The 18,906-nt window shown below is 50.9% G+C and carries 20 protein-coding genes; 19 read left to right on the plus strand and 1 reads right to left on the minus strand.

The window, feature by feature from the left end; all coding sequences use genetic code 11:
• The first annotated feature begins 132 nt into the window (after positions 1–132).
• From SIC45_RS02110 to SIC45_RS02180, 15 genes are all read left to right on the plus strand, one after another.
• Positions 133–1,320 carry an ATP phosphoribosyltransferase regulatory subunit gene (locus tag SIC45_RS02110; RefSeq protein ID WP_319630913.1) on the plus strand — a complete coding sequence of 396 codons (1,188 nt, stop codon included), beginning with the start codon at positions 133–135 and terminating at the stop codon, positions 1,318–1,320.
• A complete protein-coding gene (gene hisG, locus SIC45_RS02115; RefSeq protein ID WP_298785177.1) occupies positions 1,313–1,954 on the plus strand; it encodes an ATP phosphoribosyltransferase in 642 nt (213 codons plus the stop codon). Before SIC45_RS02110 ends, hisG begins: the two co-directional genes overlap by 8 nt.
• Positions 1,954–3,225, plus strand: coding sequence for a histidinol dehydrogenase (hisD, locus tag SIC45_RS02120; RefSeq protein ID WP_319632912.1), 1,272 nt, complete (start codon positions 1,954–1,956; stop codon positions 3,223–3,225). The genes hisG and hisD overlap by 1 nt, the downstream gene beginning before the upstream one ends.
• A 1-nt stretch (position 3,226) precedes the next feature.
• Positions 3,227–3,817 carry an imidazoleglycerol-phosphate dehydratase HisB gene (gene hisB, locus SIC45_RS02125; protein WP_298785179.1) on the plus strand — a complete coding sequence of 197 codons (591 nt, stop codon included), beginning with the start codon at positions 3,227–3,229 and terminating at the stop codon, positions 3,815–3,817.
• 20 nt (positions 3,818–3,837) lie between these two features.
• On the plus strand, positions 3,838–4,482 hold the full coding sequence (hisH, locus tag SIC45_RS02130; protein ID WP_319630914.1) for an imidazole glycerol phosphate synthase subunit HisH: 645 nt from the start codon (positions 3,838–3,840) through the stop codon (positions 4,480–4,482).
• Positions 4,475–5,206, plus strand: a complete 732-nt coding sequence (gene hisA / locus SIC45_RS02135) for a 1-(5-phosphoribosyl)-5-[(5-phosphoribosylamino)methylideneamino]imidazole-4-carboxamide isomerase (RefSeq protein ID WP_319630915.1) — start codon at positions 4,475–4,477, stop codon at positions 5,204–5,206. The genes hisH and hisA overlap by 8 nt, the downstream gene beginning before the upstream one ends.
• A complete protein-coding gene (hisF, locus tag SIC45_RS02140) occupies positions 5,206–5,964 on the plus strand; it encodes an imidazole glycerol phosphate synthase subunit HisF (RefSeq protein WP_298785182.1) in 759 nt (252 codons plus the stop codon). Before hisA ends, hisF begins: the two co-directional genes overlap by 1 nt.
• Positions 5,961–6,590: a bifunctional phosphoribosyl-AMP cyclohydrolase/phosphoribosyl-ATP diphosphatase HisIE gene (gene hisIE / locus SIC45_RS02145; RefSeq protein ID WP_298785183.1), complete on the plus strand. Its 630-nt coding sequence runs from the start codon at positions 5,961–5,963 to the stop codon at positions 6,588–6,590. Before hisF ends, hisIE begins: the two co-directional genes overlap by 4 nt.
• Positions 6,591–6,783: 193 nt before the next feature.
• The gene (locus SIC45_RS02150; protein WP_319630916.1) at positions 6,784–7,815 is read left to right on the plus strand and encodes a tetratricopeptide repeat protein; all 1,032 of its coding nucleotides are present in this window, start codon (positions 6,784–6,786) and stop codon (positions 7,813–7,815) included.
• A gap of 89 nt (positions 7,816–7,904) precedes the next feature.
• Complete coding sequence (gene trxB, locus SIC45_RS02155) at positions 7,905–8,849, plus strand: thioredoxin-disulfide reductase (RefSeq protein ID WP_319630917.1); 945 nt, start codon at positions 7,905–7,907, stop codon at positions 8,847–8,849.
• A 157-nt stretch (positions 8,850–9,006) separates the two neighbouring features.
• Positions 9,007–9,480, plus strand: coding sequence for an NUDIX hydrolase (locus SIC45_RS02160; RefSeq protein WP_298785186.1), 474 nt, complete (start codon positions 9,007–9,009; stop codon positions 9,478–9,480).
• Positions 9,481–9,496: 16 nt separating this feature from the next.
• Entirely contained in the window at positions 9,497–10,381 is an 885-nt protein-coding gene (gene rapZ, locus SIC45_RS02165; protein WP_319630918.1) for an RNase adapter RapZ, read from the plus strand.
• Positions 10,382–10,383: 2 nt separating this feature from the next.
• Complete coding sequence (locus SIC45_RS02170; protein ID WP_298785188.1) at positions 10,384–11,328, plus strand: gluconeogenesis factor YvcK family protein; 945 nt, start codon at positions 10,384–10,386, stop codon at positions 11,326–11,328.
• 20 nt (positions 11,329–11,348) lie between these two features.
• Positions 11,349–12,311 carry a DNA-binding protein WhiA gene (gene whiA / locus SIC45_RS02175; RefSeq protein WP_022793880.1) on the plus strand — a complete coding sequence of 321 codons (963 nt, stop codon included), beginning with the start codon at positions 11,349–11,351 and terminating at the stop codon, positions 12,309–12,311.
• Between the two features lie 171 nt (positions 12,312–12,482).
• Positions 12,483–12,740, plus strand: a complete 258-nt coding sequence (locus tag SIC45_RS02180; protein ID WP_298785191.1) for an HPr family phosphocarrier protein — start codon at positions 12,483–12,485, stop codon at positions 12,738–12,740.
• Between the two features lie 49 nt (positions 12,741–12,789).
• Here the strand turns inward: SIC45_RS02180 and clpP are convergent, their stop codons facing one another.
• The gene (gene clpP / locus SIC45_RS02185) at positions 12,790–13,368 is read right to left on the minus strand and encodes an ATP-dependent Clp endopeptidase proteolytic subunit ClpP (protein ID WP_298785192.1); all 579 of its coding nucleotides are present in this window, start codon (positions 13,366–13,368) and stop codon (positions 12,790–12,792) included.
• A gap of 332 nt (positions 13,369–13,700) precedes the next feature.
• Here clpP and rpoN point away from each other — a divergent pair, with 332 nt between their 5' ends.
• The 4 genes from rpoN to SIC45_RS02205 all read left to right on the plus strand — a co-directional run bounded on the left by rpoN (position 13,701) and on the right by SIC45_RS02205 (position 18,900).
• On the plus strand, positions 13,701–15,071 hold the full coding sequence (gene rpoN, locus SIC45_RS02190; RefSeq protein WP_319630919.1) for an RNA polymerase factor sigma-54: 1,371 nt from the start codon (positions 13,701–13,703) through the stop codon (positions 15,069–15,071).
• 287 nt (positions 15,072–15,358) lie between these two features.
• Positions 15,359–16,405 carry a sugar-binding transcriptional regulator gene (locus SIC45_RS02195; protein WP_319630920.1) on the plus strand — a complete coding sequence of 349 codons (1,047 nt, stop codon included), beginning with the start codon at positions 15,359–15,361 and terminating at the stop codon, positions 16,403–16,405.
• A gap of 73 nt (positions 16,406–16,478) precedes the next feature.
• The gene (gene gap, locus SIC45_RS02200; RefSeq protein WP_319630921.1) at positions 16,479–17,486 is read left to right on the plus strand and encodes a type I glyceraldehyde-3-phosphate dehydrogenase; all 1,008 of its coding nucleotides are present in this window, start codon (positions 16,479–16,481) and stop codon (positions 17,484–17,486) included.
• A gap of 223 nt (positions 17,487–17,709) precedes the next feature.
• Complete coding sequence (locus SIC45_RS02205; RefSeq protein ID WP_319630922.1) at positions 17,710–18,900, plus strand: phosphoglycerate kinase; 1,191 nt, start codon at positions 17,710–17,712, stop codon at positions 18,898–18,900.
• Positions 18,901–18,906 lie beyond the last annotated feature (6 nt).

Raw genomic sequence — 18,906 nt, forward strand, 5'->3', positions numbered from 1 at the left:
GTGAATATTGTTATAATGAAAGCAGAAAAGGAAAATTGACGGTGTAAAAAAAGATGTGTAAACTATGATTATTCTTTATTTTGTTAGTACATTAGCGAACTAAAGCATCGTGAAGAGAAAAGGAGAGAGAGTATGAGTAAGCTTTTTATGTTTGAAAAGCCGCTTGGGATGCGCGATGCGCTTCCGGGATATTTTCAGACAAAACGGAACGTACAACGGGTCATTAACGATGAATGGGAAAGCTGGGGGTACCTGCCTGTCGAAACGCCGACACTGGAGTATTACGATACAGTGGGGAGCGCGTCGGCGATTCTTGATCATCAGCTGTTTAAACTCCTCGATCAGCAGGGACGGACGCTGGTGCTGCGTCCGGACATGACAGCACCAATTGCCCGGGTGACGGCATCCGGGCTGCAAAAGCAGCATTTTCCCATCCGTTTGGCTTATCATACTAATGTCTTCCGCGCGCAGCAGCTTGAGGCCGGACGTCCGGCAGAATTTGAACAGCTCGGGGTGGAATTGATTGGAGACGGCACTTCAAGTGCGAACGGGGAAGTCGTCTCTCTTATGATTGAAGCTCTGCGAAAAACCGGGCTGACCACGTTTCAAATTACGGTCGGGCACGTCGGGTACGTGAACGCGCTGCTTGAAGAGGTGCTCGGAAATGATGAACGTGCTGATGATCTGCGCCGGTTTTTATACGAAAAAAACTATGTCGGCTATCGCCAGCACGTGGAAAATCTCCCGCTTTCCTCTCTTGATAAGAAAAAGCTGAACAGCCTGCTGCGTCTGCGGGGCGACTGGCGGACCCTGGACGAAGCATTGAATCTGGTTCAGACACCGGCAGCAAAGGAAGCGCTCGAGGAGCTGCAGGAGCTGAAAACGGTGCTTGAACACTATGAGCTGTCCGATTACATTAAGCTCGACTTTAACTTATTTATGCATATGAGCTACTACACCGGCATCGTATTTGAAAGCTACGGCAACAACCTGGGCGTCCCGCTTGGAAGCGGCGGCCGCTATGATGAACTGCTGCAGCAGTTTAACCGTCCGGCCCAGGCTGTCGGATTCGGTCTCCGGCTTGATCTGCTGGTCGAAGCTCTTGGCCTTACGGGAGCGGTACCTTCCCAGACGTGTATTTTATTCAGCCCGGAGCGCCGCCCGGAAGCGGTGGAGCGCGCGCGTAAGCTCCGCGAAACCGGAAAACGGGTCGTGCTGCAGGATATCCGCGGCGTAGAGGACGTGGATCAGCTGAGCGTGTCCTATGAGGATGTTGTATCCATGATCGGAAAAAAGAAGGAGGGAGCTTCGCATGAATGAATGGCTGACAATCGCGATGCCAAAGGGACGGATTTTCGAAGAAGCGGTGCAGCTTCTACGTAAAGCCGGGTTTCCCATTCCTCCGGAATTTGAAGAATCCAGAAAGCTGATCGTCGACGCCCCGGAAGCAAATATGCGTTTTATCCTGGCGAAGCCGATGGATGTGCCAACCTATGTTGAACACGGGGTGGCAGACATTGGGGTCGCCGGCAAGGATACAATGATTGAAGAAGAGCGTGACGTGTATGAAGTGCTGGATTTGAAAATCAGTGCCTGCTACCTGGCAGTAGCCGGTCTTCCAGAGTATGAAAAGTCCGATGTAAATCCAAAGGTGGCGTCAAAGTATCCGAATCTGGCGACGCAGTACTTTAAGCAGCAGGGCGAACAGGTGGAAATTATTAAATTAAACGGATCGATTGAACTGGCACCGCTTGTCGGTCTGGCAGACCGTATTGTAGACATTGTTTCCAGCGGCCAGACGCTGAAGGAGAATGGTTTAATAGAGCTTGAAACGATTGTGCCGATTACCTCCCGGCTGATCGTCAATCCGGTAAGCTATCGTTTGAAGGATACCGTTATTGATGATCTCGTGGAGCGTGTCGCCCAGGTGATAGGAGTGGAAGAACAGGTATGATGAACGTGACCCCTTTGGATAAATCAGTAACGCTTGAACGCACCATTGAAGGAGGAACCGAAAAGCAGCGGGAATCGGTCTCCTCCATTATTGAAAAGGTGCGGGAAAACGGAGATAAAGGACTCATGGAGCTGACCGAGATATTTGACCGCGTGACCCTCGATGAGCTGTTTGTCCAGCAGGAAGAAATAGATGAGGCGTATAAGCAGGTGGACGATAAAGAGCTCGAGGCGATCCGCAAAGCGATTGAAAACATCCGTGATTTTCATCAGCGCCAGCTCCGGCAGTCGTGGATGGTAACAAAAGAAGACGGGACGATGCTCGGCCAGCGGATTATTCCGTTTGACCGCGTCGGTATTTATGTGCCGGGAGGCAAAGCAGCCTACCCGTCGACTATTATGATGGATGCCATCCCGGCAATCGCTGCAGGCGTGAAAAGCATTACGATGTGTTCGCCTCCCGGAGAGGACCAGCGCCTTCATCCGATGGTGCTCGTCACTGCCAGTGAGCTTGGCATTAAACGTATCGCGAAAATTGGGGGAGCGCAGGCGGTAGCTGCGCTTGCCTATGGCACGGAGAGCATCCAGAAGGTGGATAAAATCGTCGGGCCCGGCAATATTTATGTCGCGCTGGCTAAACGCGAAGTGTTCGGTCAGGTGGCGATCGACAGTATCGCCGGACCAAGCGAGATCGTCGTGCTTGCTGATGAAACAGCCCGGGCGGATTATATTGCAGCCGACATGCTTTCCCAGGCGGAGCACGATGAGCTCGCCTCGGCTGTACTTGTAACCACCTCGGAGGAGCTCGGCAAAAAAGTGGCGGAAGAGCTTGAGCGTCAGCTGGAGGACCTTCCACGCAAAAAGATTGCGGAAGAGTCTCTTGATAAGCACGGAGCCATTTACTTAACCGAAACGATGGCGGAGGCAGTGGAGGCTGTAAACCGGCTTGCGCCGGAGCATCTGGAGATCATGACCGCCCAGCCGGATAATCTGCTCGGCTCCATCCGTCACGCCGGTGCTGTCTTTTTAGGGCCATACAGTGCCGAAGCGGTCGGTGATTACTTTGCCGGCCCGAACCACGTGCTTCCGACGAGCGGCACGGCCCGGTTCTCGAGCCCGCTCGGTGTCGATGATTTTGTGAAACGCTCCAGCGTGATTTCCTACAGCAAAGAAGCACTCGAGGAAAACGGGGAATACATCTCTGCGATCGCCCGGATCGAGGGCCTTGAAGCACATGCGCGCGCAGTGGATATCCGGAAGGGGGAGAAGTAGAATGGCAGAACGCAGAGGAAGCGTTGAACGCAAGACGGGAGAAACATCCATCCGCCTGCAGTTTGGCATTGACGGCGAAGGGGACGGGGTCATACAGACGAACGTTCCGTTTATGAGCCATATGCTCGACCTGTTTAAAAAGCACGGCCATTTCTCTCTCGACGTGCAGGCCGAAGGCGATGTGGAAGTGGATGATCACCATACGACCGAGGACATCGGTATCTGCCTTGGCGAAGCCTTCGGACAGGCGCTCGGCGATAAAAAAGGCATTCGCCGCTACGGCCAGGCCAAAATTCCGATGGACGATGCGCTCGCAGAGGTCATTGTGGATTTAAGCAACCGTCCGCATCTTGAATTCCGGGCAGAGCTGCCGGCAGCCAAGGTAGGAACATTTGATACCGAGCTCGTCCATGAGTTTTTGTGGAAATTCGCGGTGGAGGCCCGGATGAACCTTCACGTAGTCGTCCATTACGGACATAACACTCATCATATTATTGAAGCGGTATTTAAAGCGATGGCACGGGCTCTTGACGAAGCAACCCAGCTGGACCCGAGAGTGAAGGGCGTTCCTTCAACCAAAGGAATGCTGTAAAGAAAAGGAGTGGAGCGCTTGTGATAGGAATAATCGATTACGGCATGGGTAACCTGTACAGCGTGAAAAAGGCACTGGAACGACTGGATATTCCTTATTTTGTCTCTGAGCATACGAAGAAGCTTGCGGAAGCGGATGGCTTGATTCTCCCGGGAGTCGGTGCTTTTCGGGACGCGATGAATTTAATCCGGGAAAACGGGCAGTTTGAGTTTATTGAACACTGGGCGGCTGCCGGCAAACCGCTGCTTGGCATCTGTCTTGGCATGCAGCTGTTGTTTGAAGGCAGCGACGAACACGGGGAAACAGAAGGGTTCGGCTTTCTGCCCGGGCATGCCCGCCGGTTTTCCGGAAAAGACAGCCAGGGAAGAAGGCTGAAGGTGCCTCACATGGGCTGGAACTCGCTTACGTTTCATCAGCCGGACCACCCGCTATTGAAAAACGTAGAGGAAGGCCATGCATATTTTGTGCATTCCTACGTGATTGAAACTGCCGATCCGGACGTTTTGATTGCGACAAGCGATTACGGCGAAACCGTACCGGCGGTGGTTGGCCGTGGCGAAATCATGGGCACGCAGTTTCATCCTGAAAAAAGCAGCAGAATCGGCATTGGTATGCTTGAAAATTTCGGGGCGATTGTCCGTGAAAGGAGCGGAGCCCATGAGTGATTTTATTGTATACCCGGCCATCGATATTCGGGACGGTAACTGTGTCCGTCTTTTTCAGGGCGACTATAATCAGGAGACTGTCTACGGCGATTCGCCGTTTGAGATGGCTGCTTCATTTGCCAAGGCGGGAGCAGCCTGGATTCATATGGTTGATCTTGACGGGGCAAAAGAAAAACGGCGCATCAATCATGCCCACGTTGTCCGTGCTGCACGGGAGCTTGATGTCCGTATCCAGGTCGGCGGAGGGATCCGGACTGAAGAGGATGTGGACTATTACTTATCCAACGGCGTGGACCGGGTGATACTCGGCAGTGTTGCCCTCCAGTATCCGGAGTTTGCACGGGATATGCTTGAAAAATACGGCGGGCTTATCGCTATCGGTCTTGATGCAAGAGATGGGTACGTGGCCGTGAACGGCTGGCTCGACACCTCGGAAGTAACCGCCGTCGAGCTTGGACAGGAAATGGCTGCCCACGGGGCGGAGACATTTATATTCACCGATATATCCACCGATGGGACGATGACCGGACCAAACGTAGAGGCAACGAGGCAGCTCGCAGAAGCGACCGGCGTAAACGTCATTGCTTCCGGTGGCATCGGCACGATGGAGGATGTCCGGAATCTTGCGGAGAAGCGCAACAAAGGGATAGCCGGTGTCATTGTCGGAAAAGCGATATATACCGGCAAAGTGGATGTGGCAGAAGCCGTGAAGGAGGTACAGTAATGCTTACGAAACGGATTATTCCATGTCTGGATGTGAAAGAAGGACGGGTCGTGAAGGGCACACAGTTTGTGGAACTGAGGGACGCCGGCGACCCGGTGGAACTCGCTGCGTTTTATGATGAGCAGTGGGCGGATGAGCTTGTATTTCTCGATATTTCCGCCTCGCATGAAGGACGGAAAACGATGATAGACGTCGTGGAGCAGGTGGCTGCAAGCATTGCCATTCCCTTCACGGTCGGTGGCGGCATCAGCTCGGTCGATGATATGCGCAACATGCTCCGCGCCGGTGCGGATAAAGTGTCGCTTAATACGGCCGCGGTCAAAAACCCAGAACTGATTACTCAGGGATCCACCTATTTCGGCTCGCAATGTATTGTCGTAGCGGTGGATGCCAAGTACGATGAGTCGATCGGATCCTGGAGAATCTATACCCACGGCGGCCGCACGCCCACCGACTGGGAAGTCGTCGACTGGGTCAAAGAAGTCGCCGCCCGCGGAGCCGGCGAAATTCTTCTGACGAGCATGGATCAGGACGGGGCGAAGACCGGCTTTGACGAGGCGTTGACACGAACGGTCAGCGAAGCAGTGGACGTGCCTGTTATTGCCTCCGGAGGCGCTGGCGCCAAAGAGCATTTTGTAGATGTATTTGAAAAATCAGGTGCGGATGCGGCACTAGCTGCTTCAATCTTTCACTATAAAGAAACATCGATTGAAGAAGTTAAGGCTTTTATCCGGGAGAGAGGAGTCTTAGTACGATGAACGTCGACGAACTAACTTTTGATGAAGCAGGTCTGATTCCGGCCGTAGTGCAGGACGCCGTCAGCAAAGAGGTACTGACGCTTGCCTATATGAACAAAGAATCGCTGCAGAAAACAATCGATACGAAGGAAACCTGGTTTTACAGCCGCTCCCGCCAGGAGCTCTGGCATAAAGGGGAAACCTCGGGAAACAGGCAGCAGGTGACAGACATCCGGTACGACTGCGACAGCGACGCGTTAAACGTGCTTGTGGAACCGGCAGGTCCTGCATGCCATAAAGGAGACTACAGCTGTTTTTCCCGTTCCCTGCTGTCGGATGAAAAGCAGTCAGCCGACGGCCGGCGGTTTGCGATTATTAATGAACTCGAGCAGGTCATTGCCACCCGCGAGGCGGAAATGCCGGAGGGCGCCTACACGACGTACTTGTTTACCGAGGGCGTGGATAAGATTTTGAAAAAAGTCGGCGAGGAAGCCGGAGAAGTGATTATTGCTTCGAAAAACCGGGATCACGAAGAATTGAGCTGGGAGACAGCTGATCTTCTTTACCATCTGCTCGTGCTTTTGCGGGAACAGAAGCTTCCCCTTGATGAGGTGCTGCGGGTGCTTGAAGAAAGACATCGTTCGTAATAAAGGCTGATCACAGAAAAGACCGTCCTTCCGGGCGGTTTTTTCTTTGGTCATTCTCCTCCGTTGTTTTTGGATGCTGAAAAAACATGCGGGCTGCTGAGAGTTTTCATGAAGCAGAGGGCGTGTTATAATGTCACAATTGATGTGGAACGTGAAGGAACAAAGAAAACAAACGAAGGAAGGATGAAAGGAATTGGGCTCAAAACAAAAAAACGAAGACGCAATTATTCCTTTCTTGCAGTCAGGTGAATACTTCTTTCAACGGGGCGTGGTGGCTTATCAGAAAAATCACCTGAAGCGTGCCGTTCTCTTTTTGGAAAGAGCTGTCGAGCTCGAACCTTCCAAGGGATTGTTTCAATGCCAGCTTGCCGCAATATATACAGACATGGAATGGTTTGATCGCTCCAACAACATTCTCGACCGGGTGCTTAAAGAGGTGGAGCCGGAACGCTCCGAATGTTATTTCTTTCTGGCTAACAATTACGCCTTCCAGGGTAATTTTGAAAAAGCAGCGGAAACGGCCGGGTATTATATGAAAATCGCCCCGGAAGGCGACTTTGCAGAAGAAACGAAGGAACTGCTCGAAATGATTAAAGAAAATGAACCAGGTCTTCTGGAGCACCCAGGGGATATGACTATTTATGAACAGGCAGTGGAGCAGGCAGATAAAGGCCGGGTCCAGGAAGCCCGGGAATTGTTTGAAAAACTGCTGAAGCAGGAGCCTGATTACTGGGCGGCTTATCATCAGCTGGCAAAGCTGCACCAGCACAGCGGAGATACCGAGCAGGCGGTTAAGCTGCTCGAAACGGTGCACCAGGAGGGCGCTTACGTGCCGGCGAGCTGCCAGCTCGCCGCATTGTATGAAAGCAAGGGGGAGCATGAGCGTTCGAAGGAAGTAATGAGTGTGCTTACAGCGATCCTTCCGGTCGACCGGGAGTCCCTTCACTGGATCAGTGCTGTCTGTACGTACCTTGGCTATTACGAAGATGCCTGCCGTTACGCCCGTCTTTATCATAAACGGTTCGTGATTGAACGCGGATCGGTTGCGTTTTATCATGGAGCGGCGTTATATTTACTCGGTGAAACGGAGCAGGCGGCCAAATGGTGGAAACAGAACCGTCAGCTCGATCATCCGGAAGTGAAAGAGCTTTACCGGGAATATGAACAGAATATATTAACCGGTCAGAGGGTAAGAGAAATGGTACAGGACGATTTTCAGCAGTAAGCAGACTACTGGACGCCAAAAAGCGGCTGCCATACAATAAGTACAGATGCCATAAGAAAGCGATATTTAAAGTAAGGGGAGTGTCCTTTATGACGGAAGAACGGATTTATGATGTGATTATCGCGGGCGCCGGCCCGGCCGGCATGACCGCGGCGGTGTACGCCTCCCGGGCGGAAATGGACACGCTCATGCTCGAGCGCGGCGTGCCCGGCGGCCAGATGGCCAACACCGAGGACGTGGAAAACTACCCGGGCTTTGACCATATTCTCGGGCCCGACCTGTCGACGAAAATGTTCCAGCACGCCCAGAAGTTCGGCGCGGCGTACGCCTACGGCGACGTCTCCCGCGTCGAGGACGGCAGGGAATACAAAACGGTCTACGCCGGGAACAAGGTTTATAAAACACGCGCGCTGATCATCGCGACCGGCGCGGAGTACAAGCAGCTCGGCGTCGAGGGCGAAAAAGAGCTCGGCGGCCGCGGCGTGTCCTACTGCGCGGTCTGCGACGGCGCCTTCTTCCGCAACAAGGAAATCGTCGTGGTCGGCGGCGGGGATTCCGCTGTCGAGGAGGCGGTGTATCTGACCCGGTTTGCCGATAAGGTGACCGTCATTCACCGCCGCGACGAGCTGCGGGCACAGAAGATCCTGCAGCAGCGCGCGTTTGTGAACGACAAGATCGACTTCAAATGGAGCACGGTCGTGAAAACCATCAACGGCGAGGGCGGCAAGGTCGGAAGCGTCACGCTGACGGACCTGAAAACCGGCGAGGACTACGACTTCGAAACGAGCGGCGCGTTCATCTACATCGGGCTGCTGCCGCTGAACGGGGCGTTTCTCGACCTCGGCATCACGAACGACGAGGGCTATATCGAAACGAACGAGGAAATGGAAACGAAGATTCCGGGCGTGTTCGCCGCCGGCGACATCCGGGACAAGTTCCTGCGCCAGATCGTGACGGCGACCGGCGACGGGTCGCTTGCGGCCCAGACGGCGCAGCAGTACGTGGAAGAACTGAAAAACGCGGTCGAAGCATAGGCCCTCCGGCTGAAACGGCGACGCCCAGGCGCAGAAAATCATTTCTGCGCCGTTTTTTTAGTGCAAAGAGCAGAAAACGCGGAATACTTTCTTTTGTAAATTGTCTGAACCATCGAAGGATAGTATACTGGAGAAAGGTATATGTGAGGTGGTACACATGCAACGGGTGACAAATTGTTTTTTACAGCAGAACGATCAACTGCTTATGCTCAAGAAACCAAGCTACGATTGGTGGAATGCCCCGGGCGGAAAAATGGAGCCGGGGGAGTCGGTGTATGATTCCGTCCGGCGGGAGTTCCGTGAAGAAACGGGCCTTTCGCTTGAACGTCCGCACCTGCGGGGTATTTTCACCTTTATTACGATGGAGAACGGACTTACAGCGAATGAGTGGATGATGTTTACATTTGAAGCTTTTGGCGCCGGGGGCAGGCTGCTTAATGAGTCTCCGGAGGGCATCCTTGAATGGAAAGAAAAGCAGAAAGTGACGTCTCTTCCCATGGCCGAAGGCGATAAAGCCATTGTCGAGCATATTTTGAATAATAAAGGAACGGTGTATGGTACGTTCCGCTATACGAAGGACCGCCGGCTTTTGGAGAGCCGGTTTGAGCAGTCAACGCCATACTTTATGTAAAAGAGGGATGCGGATTATGGAACAAGAGCGCAAATCGATTCAGGTTGAAATCATTACAGGGATGTCGGGGGCCGGGAAGACGGTGGCCATCCAGTGCTTTGAGGATCTGGGCTATTACTGTGTAGACAATCTGCCTCCTTCGTTGATCCCGACATTTATTGATTTAATTGAAACGACTGAAAACAAAACCGATAAAGTAGCTTTTGTAGTGGATCTTCGGACAAGGGAGTTTTTTGACCATCTGTTTGCTTCCATAGACCAGCTTGATCAGCGCAGAGAGCTCTCAACACATATTTTATTTTTGGACGCAAAGGATCAGGTGCTTGTCAGCCGCTATAAAGAAACAAGGCGGTCGCATCCACTTGCAAGTGAGGAGGCACCGCTTGAAGGTATTCAGCTTGAGCGGGAGATGCTGCAGGAGCTAAAGGGCCGGGCGCGTCATATTATTGATACGAGCAGCCTGAAACCGAGAGAGCTGAGAGAGCGTATATTAACTGATTATGCTGAAAAAAATCAGTCGGTTTTTAATGTGAATGTCATGTCCTTCGGATTTAAGTACGGAATGCCGATCGATGCGGATTTGGTTTTTGACGTTCGTTTTCTGCCGAACCCTCACTACGTGGAACATTTGGAGCCTAAAACCGGTCTCGAAGAAGAAGTGTCTTCGTACGTGTTAAAATGGACGGATACAAAGGAATTTATTAATAAGCTGGTGGATATGCTTGAATTCATGCTTCCGCTGTATAAGCAGGAGGGCAAGTCACAGCTTGTGGTTGCGATTGGATGTACAGGAGGCAAACACCGTTCCGTAACGCTGGCTGAATATATTGCTTCTTACTTTTCAGGGAAATATGAGACGAATGCCAATCACCGGGACATTGAGGAAGGAAGGAAAAAATAGACGTGGAGGACCCGAAGGTTGTAGTGATGGGCGGTGGCACAGGTATAGGCGTTCTGCTCCGGGGGCTGAAGCAGTTCCCGGCAGACATTACGGCGATTGTGACTGTCGCAGACGACGGAGGAAGCTCCGGGCGCTTACGGAAAGAGTTTAATATTCCACCGCCCGGGGACGTAAGAAACGTACTGGTGGCGCTTGCGGAAGTCGAGCCTTTAATTGAAGAACTGTTCCAGCACCGCTTCACGAGCGGGGAGGGGCTGACCGGTCATTCCCTCGGGAATTTGCTGGTAGCGGGTATGACCTCCATTACCGGAGACTTTGCCAAAGGAATTACAGAGCTCAGTACCGTGTTAAACGTACGCGGCAAGGTTCTGCCGGCCTCCAATCGGAGTATTGAACTGTTTGCAAAAATGAAGGACGGATCCACAGTCTACGGAGAGTCCCTGATCCCTAAAGCCGGCAAGCAGATTGACCAGGTATTTATTCATCCGCCGGATGCTGAAGCACTGCCGGAAACCATTCGCGCCATTGAACAGGCGGATGTCATTGTCATTGGTCCCGGGAGCTTGTTTACAAGCATCATGCCAAATCTGATCGTTCCTGGTATCCGGGATGCCCTTAATCGTTCAGAGGCGCGCAAGGTATATATTTGCAATGTAATGACGCAGCCGGGGGAAACGGACGGCTTTTCGGCAGCCGATCATCTGCATGCCATTGAAAAGCATACAGGAAGCGCTTTTGTGGATACTGTCCTTGTGCATAACGGAGAGATCCCTGCTCCGGTGCTTGCAAACTACGAAAAACAGCAGGCGTTTCCCGTGGAGTGTGATTATGAAAGATTAGAACAGATTGGGTGCCGGGTAGTAACAGATACATTTATGCACTATGACGGCCTTGTTCTTCGTCATAATGCCAAAAAAGTATCTGAAGCCCTGCTTGCCCGTGATTGACAGAAAGGCGGTGAAGATGGATGTCTTCATTTGCGGCTATAACGAAAAAAGAATTAACCCAGATTGAAGTGGAAGATACGAGCGCCAAAGCGGAGCTTGCAGCATTAATCAGGATGAACGGCTCCATTTCATTTGGAAATGGCCAGCTGATTTTAGACGTTTCCACTGAAAATGCTGCCATCGCACGACGGATCTATTCGTTAATCAAGCGTATCTATAAGGATATGGTGATTGAGCTGCTTGTTCGAAAAAAGATGCGTTTAAAAAAGAATAATGTCTATGTAGTCCGGATGGCCGAAGAAACGAAGGAAATGCTGAGTGACCTTGCCATTATGGAAAACGGCTACCAGTTTAACCGTTCGATTGCGAAGGATGTGATTCCGGACACGGACAGCCGCCGGGCGTATTTACGCGGAGCTTTTTTAGCCGGCGGATCGGTTAATCATCCGGAAACGTCCTCGTATCATCTGGAAATTTATTCGATGTATGAAGAGCACAACCGGGCGCTCCGGGAGCTGATGGAAACATTCGGGCTCACATCGAAAAGCCTTGAACGGAAAAAGGGTTACATTCTTTATATTAAAGAAAGTGAAAAAATTACCGAGTTTTTAAATATCATCGGTGCCCACCAGGCTCTGCTGTATTTTGAAGATGTACGGATTATGAAAGATATGCGCAACTCGGTGAACCGCCTGGTGAACTGCGAAACAGCGAACTTAAACAAAACCGTAGGAGCTGCGCTGAGGCAGGTGGAAAACATTCAGCTTGTCCAGGCAGAGGTCGGGCTCGAAAACCTTCCCGAAAAAATCAGGGAAATGGCCATTCTGCGTGTCCAGCACCAGGACGTCACGCTGAAGGAGCTCGGGGAAATGGTGCCGAGCGGCAAGGTAAGTAAATCCGGGGTGAACCACCGGCTGCGCAAGATTGATCAGATCGCCGAGCGCATCCAGGCTGGAAAGCCGCCAATTCCGGAAAAAATTTAATTGCTAAAGGCAGGCGCCTGTGGCAGCAGAGGGTTCTTCTGTTCCTGCAGGCGCCGTATTACACCAGTCATTAAAGCGCTTGCTTGAAAAACGTTCCAAATTGAATTACGTTATGTGTACATGAAAAGCGGGTACCGGTTGAAGACAGATAGAGAAAGGAAGATAATAACTATGGTCGAAAAAACAGTGGAAGTAAATTTGCGTACAGGGCTTCAGGCCCGGCCGGCAGCATTATTCGTACAGGAGGCAAACCGGTTTCATTCCAATATTTTTCTTGAAAAGGATGATAAAAAGGTAAATGCTAAAAGCATTATGGGCGTTATGAGCCTCGCTGTACGTACCGGCGCCTCCGTAAAGCTTTTAGCTGAAGGAGCCGATGAAGAGGAAGCCGCCGAATCGCTGACGGAATTTATGAAAAAAGAAATGTGAACATAAAAAAAGTCAGGATGGCATGACGCCGTCCTGACTTTTTTGTATCCTATTGTCCCATAACCTGATCAACAAGACCGTATTCTTTTGCCTGTTCTGCGCTCATGAAATTATCACGGTCCGTGTCGCGCTCGATGACTTCAAGCGGCTGGCCGCTGCGGTCTGCAAGGATTTGATTGAGTTTTTCACGCATTTTGATGATGCGGCGGGCGTGAATTTCAATGTCCGTAGCCTGTCCCTGTGTGCCGCCGAGCGGCTGGTGGATCATTACTTCACTGTTTGGAAGGGCATAACGTTTGCCTTCCTGGCCGGCAGTGAGAAGAAAAGCACCCATCGATGCTGCCATGCCGACGCAGATCGTAGAAACCTGGGGTTTAATGTGCTGCATTGTGTCATAAATAGCCATGCCGGCTGTAATGGAGCCGCCCGGACTGTTGATATAAAGAGAAATATCCTTCTCCGGATCGTCGGCTTCAAGGAAAAGAAGCTGGGCTACGATCGAGTTGGCTACGTTGTCATCGATGCCTGAGCCAAGCATAATAATGCGGTCCTTCAGCAAACGCGAATAAATATCGTATGCACGTTCGCCCCGGTTGGTTTGTTCAATAACTGTTGGTATCAAGTTCATGAAAAGCGTCCTCCTTTAATGAAATGTATGCCTACATTCATGGTAGTTGTATGGAAAATAGTTTTTCCTTCCGCGTTGCTGTTATTATCATAACGCTTTGGTCAATTAAGGTCAAATAAAAAGTCTGACCCAATTCCATATGGCTGCACGCCAACTTCCATTCCCTTTATTTTCACAAACATAAACGTCTCGTGCAAATGTTTCACTTCGTTATAAATCGTAATTTAGATGAAAAATCATCTGACAAACAAATAGAATGCCCAAGTCTATTTTTATATAATGACAGTAAGTGAACAAGAAAAAGGGATCGATTCACGGAAGAAAAATATGATATGATGAAAGAAAGCGTTTTCAAAATGGAGGTGGAGATGATGGGTTTAGGGCTTGAATTGCAGCAGAAGCAGGAAATGAGTTTGGTGATGACGCAGGAGTTAAAGCAGGCAATTGCTCTGTTGAAGCTCTCCTCGCAGGAATTATCCGACTATCTGCAGGACGAGGCACTGGAAAACCCTCTAATGGAGTTAACGCTCCCTTCTATAACTGATGGGTCCTCGCTTTCTGCATCCTCCCGGCCCGATGCTCCGGTCCATAATCCGGCATCTGCCGGGGAACAGCTGGACTGGCGAGAGCCGGCGGGAGAAACCCTCGAGGAGGCACTCAGGGAGCAGGTTGCCTGCGGCTCTTATAGTGGAACTGAACGGGAAATACTTTTGTTTTTAGCCGGAAGTGTGGACGAGCGCGGGTACTTAGAGGAAGTTGAATGGGAGATGGAACAAAAATTCGGCGTGGAAAGAGAAGAAAGCAATCAGTATATTTCGGTGCTTCAGCAGCTCGAGCCGGCAGGGGTTGGGGCCAGAAATTTAAAAGAATGTCTTCTGCTGCAGCTTGAACGCTGCCTGGATACAGATCCGTATATTGATCAGGTCGTGGCCGAAGACCTCGAAGCGCTGGGAGCGAAAAAATGGCGCTACCTGCAGCAAAAGTATCAGCTCACTAAAGAGCAGCTCCAGGAAATCTATACATGCCTGCAGAAGCTTTCCCCGTATCCGGGGGAGGCTTACCGGCAGGAGAAAATAATTTCCGTATCTCCGGATGTGCGCGTGGAGGAAATTGACGGAGAATGGGCTGTTACCATTCTGAACGACCGGCTTCCAGAGCTCCAGATGAATGAGAAATACTGGCGCCTTTTAAATCAGGATACCGATGAAGAAGCCAGGCAGTACGCTATGGAAAAATATAAGCAGTTTCTATGGATTGTTAAAAGTGTGGAACAACGCCAGCAGACGCTTCAAAAAGTATCAGAGGTGATCGTCGAAGCGCAGAGCGAGTACCTAAAATACGGCGAAGAAAAGCTTCGTCCTTTGACGCTGCGGGAGGTGGCTGAACAGGCGGATGTGCACGAATCCACCGTTTCAAGGACGACGAGTGGGAAATATATGCAGACGCCTCACGGTCTCATAGAACTGAAGCATTTCTTTTCTTCAAAAATCACCCGCCCGGATGAAGATGCTTCAAGCACTGGAGTAAAAGCTATGATGAAAAAACTGATTAAAGACGAAAATAAAGAAAAGCCTCTTTCAGACCAGAAGCTTGCGGATCTGCTCCAGCGAGAGCAGCAGTGTACGATCTCAAGGCGGGCGGTGGCAAAATACAGAACAGAGCTTCGTATTCCGTCCTCTTCCCAGCGGAAACAGCCGGTATAGCCAAAATCCTCTCTTCGGAAAAGGGAGGATTTTTATGCATATAATAAGTGGAATCCGGGTAATAGAAAAGTATAAGTCAGCATAAAAAACGTGGAGAACATTTGCGTTGATTTTCCAAATATAGATTGCTACAATGAAATTGTGAACAAAGCGTTCATTTTTTTATAAAATGAGCGGGACAGAAAATGTCTCTGCGGGACCTGTATCGTCCCGCATGGAACAATAAACATCAATGATGAGGAGTGGCTTGAAATAAGCTGCTGCCGCAGGTTCGGTGGTGTAGCAGTATGTTACGTGACGTATTGGAGATGCAGAGGAAGCTGCAGCCTGATGTACTCGAAACATTAGGGAAAAGGTACCGCATTTTGCAATACATCCGCCTGATGCAGCCGATTGGAAGAAGAACCCTTGCCACTCAGCTATCCACCTCAGAGCGGGTTCTGCGCAGTGAAACTGATTTTTTAAAGCAGCAGGGACTTATCCTGATTCAAAGCGCAGGGATGCTTTTAACAGAAGAAGGAAATAAACTGCTTGAAGGACTCGAGCATACAGTCAAATATGCTTTTGGGCTCGAGGAGCTGGAGCGGAAGCTGGCAGGCTACTTGTCCGTTTCGAAGGTTATCGTCGTCTCAGGGGACAGCGATGAGCTTCCGGTAGTGAAAAAAGAACTCGGCCGGGCCACGGTACAGCAGATGAAAAACCGTGTCAGCCCCGGGGACGTGATAGCAGTAGCCGGAGGCACTACGCTAGCTTCAGCAGCTGATATGATGGTACCTGACGCAAAGTGGAACAATACCATCTTTGTACCGGCCCGCGGTGGTCTCGGGGAGAAGGTGGAGATCCAGGCCAACACCATCAGCTCTGCGATGGCAATGAAAGCCGAGGCCTCGTACCGGCTGCTTCATGTACCTGATCAGCTGAGCGAGGATACGAGGCGGTCGCTGATGCAGGAGCCCGGAGTGCAGGAAGTGCTTGAGCTGTTAAAGTCAGCATCGCTTGTCGTTCACGGCATTGGGGAAGCAAAAACGATGGCCGGGCGGCGGACAACGAGCGCCTCTTTGCGCAGCAGGCTCGAGGAAGAGTCGGCGGTCGCGGAGTCGTTTGGCTATTATGTTAATCAGGACGGAAAAGTGGTGCACCGGGAAAATACGGTGGGCCTGCAGTGGGACGAGCTCCGGCCGGATCAGACAGTGATCACAGTAGCCGGAGGCTCAAGCAAGGCAAAGGCGATTGACGCTTATATGCGCTATCGCCCGAGCAGCATTTTGATCACCGATGAGGGTGCAGCCAAAGCTATGCTGAATCAAAGCAATGCACCGGAGGCAACTGAGTAACAGGCAGAATACCTGCCGCATTATGCTGCAGTAGCTTTCACAATTATTTATATTCCAAGGAGGAAAAATTATTATGGCAACAAAAATTGGTATTAACGGTTTTGGACGTATTGGACGTAACGTTTATCGTGCAGCTTTGAACAACCCGGATGTTGAAGTAGTAGCAGTAAACGACCTGACAGACACTGATACACTTGCACATCTTTTGAAATACGACTCGGTTCACGGCACGCTTGATGCAGAAATCCAGGCAAGCGGCGATAACCTTACCATCAATGGCCAAAAGCTGACTGTTTTCTCTGAAAAAGATCCTGCAAAGATTGACTGGAAAGGCGTAGAAGCTGAAATCGTTGTTGAATCCACAGGTATCTTTACGCAGCGCGACCAGGCAGCAAAACACCTTGAGGGCGGCGCGAAAAACGTTATCATTTCCGCACCTGCTAAAGGCGTAGACGCAACATTTGTTGTCGGTGTTAACGAAGGCGAATTCAAGCCGGACGAGCACAAAGTCGTTTCCAACGCATCCTGCACAACCAACTGCCTGGCTCCGGTAGCCAAAGTGCTGGACGAAAAATTCGGCATCAAACGCGGTCTGATGAACACAGTCCACTCCTACACGAGTGACCAGCAGATCCAGGACGGCCCGCACAAGGACCTTCGCCGTGCCCGCGCTGGTGCTGAAAATATCATCCCGACAACTACAGGTGCCGCTCAGGCAGTAGCCCTTGTGCTTCCACAGCTCGACGGCAAGCTTACCGGCGGTGCGATGCGTGTTCCTACTCCAAACGTTTCCCTTGTGGACTTCGTGGCAGAGCTCGACAAAGACGTAACAGTAGACGAATTGAACAACGCATTGAAAGAAGCTTCTGAATCTGACGAACTCAAAGGCATTCTTGGATACAGCGAAGAGCCGCTCGTATCGAAGGACTACAACGGAAGCGCCTATTCTTCCACAGTAGACGCTCTTTCGACACTCGTTATGCAGGACAACATGGTTAAGGTAATCTCCTGGTACGACAACGAATTCGGTTATTCCAGCCGTGTTGTGGACCTCGCAGCAAGCTTTGGCAAAAAACTGTAAATCATTCGTTTAATACTTGAGAAAGGGAGGAGAATATTATTTCTTCCTCCCTTTTTTGGGTGTAGAGGGGGCCAGCACCCGGCCCGTCAAAAATCCGGTATTTCCGTTCAGGCCGCCGCAATAATAAAAATAGACGTTCCAGTTTTTTCTGCGGCGGGTAAAGAACGGAAGTGCAGATTTTTGTTATGATAGATGAGGAAGATAATTTAAGGGAGGTTTGGCAATGGCGTTAAATAAGAAATCCATCCGCGATTTAGATTTGAAGGGCAAAACCGTTTTCTGCCGCGTTGATTTCAACGTACCAATGAAAGGCGGAAGCATTACGGATGACGCACGGATTCGTGCAGCTGTACCAACAATTCAATACTTATCCGAACAGGGAGCACGCGTCATTCTCGGAAGCCACCTCGGACGTCCAAAAGGGGAAGCAGTGGAAGAGCTTCGACTCGGACCGGCCGCCAATCGTCTTGGCGAAATTATGAATGTTGACGTGAAAAAGGTCGACGAAGTATACGGCGAACAGGCGAAGCAGACAGCGGCATCCCTAGAGGACGGAGAAATCATGCTTCTGGAAAACCTTCGATTTGAAGCAGGCGAAGAAAAAAATGATGAAACTCTGGCGAAAAACATAGCATCCCTTGCAGACATTTACGTAAACGATGCATTCGGGGCAGCGCACCGGGCCCACGCGTCCACCGAAGGAGTGGCGCACCATCTCCCTTCCGCAGCCGGACTGCTGATGGAAAAGGAACTCGATGTGCTCGGCCAGGCGCTTGAGGATCCGGATCGTCCGTTTACAGCAATTGTCGGAGGAGCAAAAGTAAAAGATAAAATCGGCGTGATCGATAATCTCCTCGATATCGTGGACAACCTTATTATCGGCGGCGGACTTGCATACACGTTTGTCAAAGCGCAGGGATATGAAATCGGCCAGTCCATGCTTGAAGAAGATAAGCTTGAAATGGCGAGAGAATTCATGCAGAAGGCTAAAGACAAAGGCGTCAACTTTTATATGCCAAAGGATGTTATTGTTTCCGATGACTTCAGCGAAGATGCGAACACGCAGACAGTAAAAATCGACAGCATTCCATCCGATTGGGAAGCGCTGGATATTGGACCGGAAACGAGAAAGGAATACGCGAACGTCATTAAGGATTCGAAGCTTGTGATCTGGAACGGACCGGTCGGCGTATTTGAATTCACTACGTTTGAAAAAGGGACGCGCGCAATTGCTGAAGCTATGGCTGAAGCTTCCGGCACGTACACGGTCATTGGCGGCGGCGACTCCGCAGCAGCGGTGGAAAAATTCGGACTTGCAGACAAAATGAGCCATATGTCCACCGGCGGCGGAGCATCGCTTGAATTTATCGAAGGAAAAGTTCTGCCGGGTGTGGCAGCACTGGATGATAAATAGGCAGCC

This window comes from Marinococcus sp. PL1-022, assembly GCF_033845285.1.
GTDB lineage: Bacteria > Bacillota > Bacilli > Bacillales > Marinococcaceae > Marinococcus.

Bases quoted from the DNA above. Each gene is read 5' to 3' on its own strand.
- hisD (WP_319632912.1), top strand. From the start codon at position 1,954: ATGAACGTGACCCCTTTGGATAAATCAGTAACGCTTGAACGCACCATT.
- rpoN (WP_319630919.1), top strand. From the start codon at position 13,701: ATGATGAAAGAAAGCGTTTTCAAAATGGAGGTGGAGATGATGGGTTTA.
- SIC45_RS02195 (WP_319630920.1), top strand. From the start codon at position 15,359: ATGTTACGTGACGTATTGGAGATGCAGAGGAAGCTGCAGCCTGATGTA.
- trxB (WP_319630917.1), top strand. From the start codon at position 7,905: ATGACGGAAGAACGGATTTATGATGTGATTATCGCGGGCGCCGGCCCG.
- rapZ (WP_319630918.1), top strand. From the start codon at position 9,497: ATGGAACAAGAGCGCAAATCGATTCAGGTTGAAATCATTACAGGGATG.
- SIC45_RS02205 (WP_319630922.1), top strand. From the start codon at position 17,710: ATGGCGTTAAATAAGAAATCCATCCGCGATTTAGATTTGAAGGGCAAA.
- hisIE (WP_298785183.1), top strand. From the start codon at position 5,961: ATGAACGTCGACGAACTAACTTTTGATGAAGCAGGTCTGATTCCGGCC.
- clpP (WP_298785192.1), bottom strand. From the start codon at position 13,368: ATGAACTTGATACCAACAGTTATTGAACAAACCAACCGGGGCGAACGT.
- gap (WP_319630921.1), top strand. From the start codon at position 16,479: ATGGCAACAAAAATTGGTATTAACGGTTTTGGACGTATTGGACGTAAC.
- hisA (WP_319630915.1), top strand. From the start codon at position 4,475: ATGAGTGATTTTATTGTATACCCGGCCATCGATATTCGGGACGGTAAC.
- hisB (WP_298785179.1), top strand. From the start codon at position 3,227: ATGGCAGAACGCAGAGGAAGCGTTGAACGCAAGACGGGAGAAACATCC.
- SIC45_RS02180 (WP_298785191.1), top strand. From the start codon at position 12,483: ATGGTCGAAAAAACAGTGGAAGTAAATTTGCGTACAGGGCTTCAGGCC.
- SIC45_RS02160 (WP_298785186.1), top strand. From the start codon at position 9,007: ATGCAACGGGTGACAAATTGTTTTTTACAGCAGAACGATCAACTGCTT.
- SIC45_RS02110 (WP_319630913.1), top strand. From the start codon at position 133: ATGAGTAAGCTTTTTATGTTTGAAAAGCCGCTTGGGATGCGCGATGCG.
- hisG (WP_298785177.1), top strand. From the start codon at position 1,313: ATGAATGAATGGCTGACAATCGCGATGCCAAAGGGACGGATTTTCGAA.
- whiA (WP_022793880.1), top strand. From the start codon at position 11,349: ATGTCTTCATTTGCGGCTATAACGAAAAAAGAATTAACCCAGATTGAA.
- hisF (WP_298785182.1), top strand. From the start codon at position 5,206: ATGCTTACGAAACGGATTATTCCATGTCTGGATGTGAAAGAAGGACGG.